The organism is Kitasatospora sp. NPDC059599 (assembly GCF_042735125.1).
In the GTDB taxonomy this organism is placed as follows: domain Bacteria; phylum Actinomycetota; class Actinomycetes; order Streptomycetales; family Streptomycetaceae; genus Kitasatospora.
On the sequence record NZ_JBHWCL010000127.1, the window covers coordinates 26,457 to 29,419 of the forward strand.

Annotated in this window: 3 protein-coding genes; 2 read left to right on the forward strand and 1 reads right to left on the reverse strand. The window is 68.7% G+C overall.

What is annotated here, in order from left to right:
- Positions 1–534: 534 nt before the first annotated feature.
- Complete coding sequence (locus ACFV04_RS32970) at positions 535–1,755, reverse strand: RNA-guided endonuclease InsQ/TnpB family protein (RefSeq protein ID WP_380534519.1); 1,221 nt, start codon at positions 1,753–1,755, stop codon at positions 535–537.
- Between the two features lie 48 nt (positions 1,756–1,803).
- Between ACFV04_RS32970 and tnpA the strand changes: the two genes are divergently transcribed.
- Entirely contained in the window at positions 1,804–2,232 is a 429-nt protein-coding gene (gene tnpA, locus ACFV04_RS32975; RefSeq protein WP_380534521.1) for an IS200/IS605 family transposase, read from the forward strand.
- Between the two features lie 102 nt (positions 2,233–2,334).
- A complete protein-coding gene (locus ACFV04_RS32980; protein WP_380349939.1) occupies positions 2,335–2,538 on the forward strand; it encodes a hypothetical protein in 204 nt (67 codons plus the stop codon).
- Positions 2,539–2,963: the final 425 nt, after the last annotated feature.

Consider the following 2,963-nt stretch of genomic DNA (forward strand, 5'->3'; position numbering starts at 1 on the left):
AGGAAGTCGGCGAGGTCGACTTCCCGCGTGTGGCAGGAGTGCGCCCACCCCGCCAGCCTCATTGCGCCCCCGGCAGCAGCCACGGTCGCCACCCGAGGCCAGAGCGGGGGCAGTTGCCCTGCACAGGAAGTCGGCGGGGTCGACTTCCTGTTCGTCGCAGGGGTTCGCCCGACTGGGCGGGCCGGGCGAACCCCCCTGCGATCGCGGGGGCGGGCCGGGAACCGTCCGGGGTCCGGGGCGCGGGGGCGGCGCCCGGGCGAGTGCGAGGATACGTGCGTGTACTGGTACCTGACCGTCCGCTCGGACCGCCGTCACGGCGGCAGTGTGCCGGTCTGCGCACTGGTACGGCACCTGGACGTAGTCCCCGGACTGCGGAGGACCGACCCCGCCTCCTACCAGACCGAACCCGGACCCGACTGGCTCACGGTGACCATCGCCGCGTGCGACGAAGCCGGGAACTATGCCGTCCACGCGGGCCGGGTAGCGCAGCGGGTGAACGTGACTCCTCCCCCGGATGAATCCGGGGGCTTCTCGCTAACCCTGGCGGGCGTCGCGGCGGACCAGCCCGGCCCGTAGAACGTTGACAGCTCCCACCGTGTCGGCGTGCGCCGTGTGGCCGCAAGCGACGCAGTGGAATTTCTCCTGTGTGGTCCGGTTCTCCGCCGCGACATGACCACACGTGGGGCGTGGGCAGGTGCGGGAGGTGTTGCGGGGGTCCACGGCGATCACTGTCCGACCGGCGCTTTCAGCCTTGCTGGTGAGGATCGTGAGGAACACCCCCCAACCGGCATCGTTGATCGACTTGTTCAATCCGGCCTTGGCCGCCGCGCCGTTGGGCAGGAACGCGCCCGGCTGGTCGGGGTCGGTCTTCGGCGCGGGGGCCTTGACCATGTTGCGGATCTTGAGGTCTTCGTACGCGATGAAATCGTGCTCGCGAATGAGACCGAGGGCGGTTTTGTGGGCGTGGTCGAGGCGCTGGCGTCGCACCTTGCGGTGCAGGCCGGCGACCTTCCGTACGGCCTTCTGGTGGTTGGCGGTGCGCTTGTCCCGACGTACGCGGGGGAAGCGGCTGAGTGCCTGCTGTGCGGCTTCCAGCTTCGCCGCGGCCTGTCGGCCGTGGCGCGGGTTGGGCACGAACCCGCCATTGGAGTCGGCGAGGAAGTTCGCTATGCCCATGTCGATTCCGACCACGGACCCCGTGGGGGCCAGCGGCTCGGGTTCACCCTGTTCGGCGGTGAGGACGACGTACCAGCGCCTGCCCTCGCGCTTGACGCTGACGGTCTTGACCTTGCCGACCACCGGCCGGTGCTGGTTGACCTTGACGTGCCCGACGCCCTGGAAGCGGACGCGGGTGACCGGGTCGTGCGGGGTGGAGTTCCAGCGGACTCCGTCGCCGTCCTTGGGGAAGTCAACCGTGTCGAACCAGTTCACGCCCCGAAACCGGGGGTAGCCAGGCGTCTCACCGGCCTTGACACGGCGGAAGAATGCCGCGAACGCCTTGTCCAGGCGGCGAAGCGTCGCCTGCTGCGAGGAGAACGACCAGCGACCCTGACGCTCCGGGTCGAACGCCCGGATGTCCTTGAGCTGGGCGGACTGCATCCCGTACTTGATGCTGGTCTTGGACACGTGCCGGTAGGCGTCCCGACGCTCTTGAAGCGCTCCGTTGTAGAGCGAGCAGTGGTCACGCAGCATCTCGCCGAGCGCTTGCGTCTGGCCCACGGTGGGCCGCATGAGGAACGTGTACGCACGGATCATCCGGCCCACCCCCCTTCAAGGTCGATACGACAACACTAAACTTGGAGTATGTCACCCCGCTGGGAACCAAACCCCGATATTCGCACTGGTAGGCACGTCGCCCACAACCTGCACGCACACTTGGTGTTCGTCACGAAGTACCGCAAGGGCGTCTTCGACGACGCGATGCTCAAGCGGTGTGAGGAGATCATGCGTGAGGTCTGCGACAAGTTCGGGACGGAGCTACGCGAGTTCAACGGCGAGACCGATCACGTGCATCTGCTGGTGCACTACCCACCGAAGATCGCGCTGTCCAAGCTGATCAACAGCTTGAAGGGCGTCAGCTCGCGGTACCTGCGGGCCGAGTACACCGGCCGCGTCAACCGCATCGGGCTGGGCTCGGTCTTCTGGTCCCGCTCCTACTTCGCCGGATCGTGCGGCGGTGCACCGCTCAGCATCGTCCGCCAGTACATCGAAGGCCAGAAGCGGCCTATCTAACCGTCAACCCGCGCGCCGCAGAGAACTCCGCCGCTTCGCAGCTCCGGGCCAAGGATGCATTCCCTCCCCGGCTAAAGCCGGGGATACCCTGCAAGATCAGGGATGGTGGAACTGATCTGCTCCTCGGCCGCGCCGGGCACGGCCTACGGCGCCGCGCTGGCACTGGCGGAAGGGATCGCCGACCTCCTCGGCTGGGAGGTGGCCGACTCCGACAGCGGCGAGGTCCTGCACACCGCTCCGGCCGGGTGCGACGCCGGCTGCCCGGCCTGTGCGACGCCGCAGGGCCGCAGGGGCCGCCCCGCCTGATCCGGGCGCCGCACCGAGCAGTTCGCCGCCCGGCCGCCCGCGTGCGGCGCGATCGCCCTCAGAAGCGGGTGACGTGGGCGCGGCACCGGGCGAGGACGCACGATGCAGCCGGCCAAGGCCAGGGCAGGGCGGTTGCCGTGCGCAGGAAGTCGACGAGACCGACTTCCTGCGCGCACACCAGGAGTTCACCCACCTCAGCGGCGCAGGCGACCTCACCGCATTCCCGATTTCCAGCAGCCTCAGCAGCAACGCCACCAAAGGCCAAGGTGGAGGGACGCACAGGAAGTCGGCGGGTCCGACTTCCTGTGCGTGGGCGTTCAGGTGGTGTGGGTGGTGGCTTGGGTGCGGCAGTGGGTGAGGGCGTAGGTGATGCGGCTGTCGGGGGTGGGGGCTGCGGCGAGGAGTTCGCCGGCGGTGACGAGGGT

Coding starts and splice junctions, on each gene's coding strand:
- ACFV04_RS32980 (WP_380349939.1), top strand. CDS start 2,335: ATGGTGGAACTGATCTGCTCCTCGGCCGCGCCGGGCACGGCCTACGGC.
- ACFV04_RS32970 (WP_380534519.1), bottom strand. CDS start 1,755: ATGATCCGTGCGTACACGTTCCTCATGCGGCCCACCGTGGGCCAGACG.
- tnpA (WP_380534521.1), top strand. CDS start 1,804: ATGTCACCCCGCTGGGAACCAAACCCCGATATTCGCACTGGTAGGCAC.